At 71.3% G+C, this 1,197-nt stretch carries 3 protein-coding genes; 2 read left to right on the top strand and 1 reads right to left on the bottom strand.

The genetic code is table 11. The annotated features are described in order from the left end of the window. Positions 1-309: PfkB family carbohydrate kinase (locus tag ACFQEU_RS16235; protein ID WP_379783849.1), on the top strand; the 309-nt coding region annotated here is incomplete at its 5' end. Between the two features lie 68 nt (positions 310-377). Here ACFQEU_RS16235 and ACFQEU_RS16230 read toward each other — a convergent pair. Beyond that, complete coding sequence (locus ACFQEU_RS16230; RefSeq protein WP_379783847.1) at positions 378-683, bottom strand: MazG-like family protein; 306 nt, start codon at positions 681-683, stop codon at positions 378-380. A 124-nt stretch (positions 684-807) separates the two neighbouring features. Here ACFQEU_RS16230 and ACFQEU_RS16225 point away from each other — a divergent pair. Beyond that, a partial coding sequence (locus ACFQEU_RS16225; protein WP_379783845.1) for an NAD(P)-binding domain-containing protein occupies positions 808-1,197 on the top strand: 390 nt, incomplete at its 3' end.

Raw genomic sequence — 1,197 nt, 5'->3', positions numbered from 1 at the left:
GCGACCGTCCACACCCCACACGGCGATGTTTCGCATCCGGGGTTCGAGGTCGACGCGGTCGACACCGCGGGCGCGGGCGACGCGTTTGCGGCCGGATTCCTCGGGGCGATACTGCGGGACGAGGCCGCGGCAGGCGACGGGTTCTCACACGACCCGCGCGACTACCAGGTACCCCTGCTCGTCGCGAACGCGTGCGGGGCGATCGCCGCGGGCACCGTCACCGCCCGAACCGACCTCTCGTGGGACCGAGTTCGGTCGGTGATGGGCGAGGAGCCGGAGGCGGACCTCCTGATCGAGATCCGGGCGTAGGAGCGTCCACGCCGGCTCCTTTCCCGTTCCACCCCCGCTGCTCGCCGCGGGACCCACCCGCCGACCGCTCACTCGCCCGATCCGCCGTCTCCCGTCTCCGCGATCCGGCGTTCGTACTTCGCGATCGCCGTGTCGAGCGCTTCGTCGGCGTCGACGCCGGCCGACTCGGCGACTGCCAGCAGCGCGAACAGCGCGTGGCCGACCTCGTCGACAGCGACCCGTGCCTCCGCCGGGCTCGCCCCGTAGTCGGTCGTCGTCGTCACCTCGTCGGCGATCTCGCCCACCTCGCTCTGGAGGTCCAACACCCGGTAGGCGAGGTCGGTCTTCCAGCCCTGCTCGTCGACGAACGCCGCGACGCGTTCTTGGCGGTCCATGCCGCGGATCGTGGCGGGAACCTGGTATACCCGACGCTCGCGGAGCCGGCGAGACGCCACCGCCGACGGTGGCGAGGACGGCCGGTCACGCAACCCCTAAGAGCGTGACGCGCCGACGATCGGTATGGATATCGCGATACTCGGCGGCACCGGCGACATCGGCGAGGGGCTCGCGTTGCGGCTCGCGGCGGACACGTCCCACGAGGTCCTGATCGGCTCCCGCGACGCAGAGAAGGCGGAGACGAAAGCCGAGGAGTACACCACGGAGCTCGACAGTCGCGGACTCGACCGCGAGGTAACTGGTTTCGAGAACGTCGCGGCAACGGAGCGGGCGGACATCGTCGTGCTCGCGGTCCCGCCGTACCACGTCGGCGACACCGTCGAAGCGGTCGCGGACGCGCTCGACGCGGGCGATGTGCTCGTCTCCCCGGCGACGGGAATGAAACGCGACGACGACGGGTTCCACTACCACAAGCCCGGCGCGGGGTCGGTGACGCGGATCGCCGCCGACGCC

This window comes from Halorubrum tibetense, assembly GCF_042661865.1.
Lineage (GTDB): Archaea > Halobacteriota > Halobacteria > Halobacteriales > Haloferacaceae > Halorubrum > Halorubrum tibetense.
This window is presented reverse-complemented; position numbering and strand designations above follow the sequence as displayed.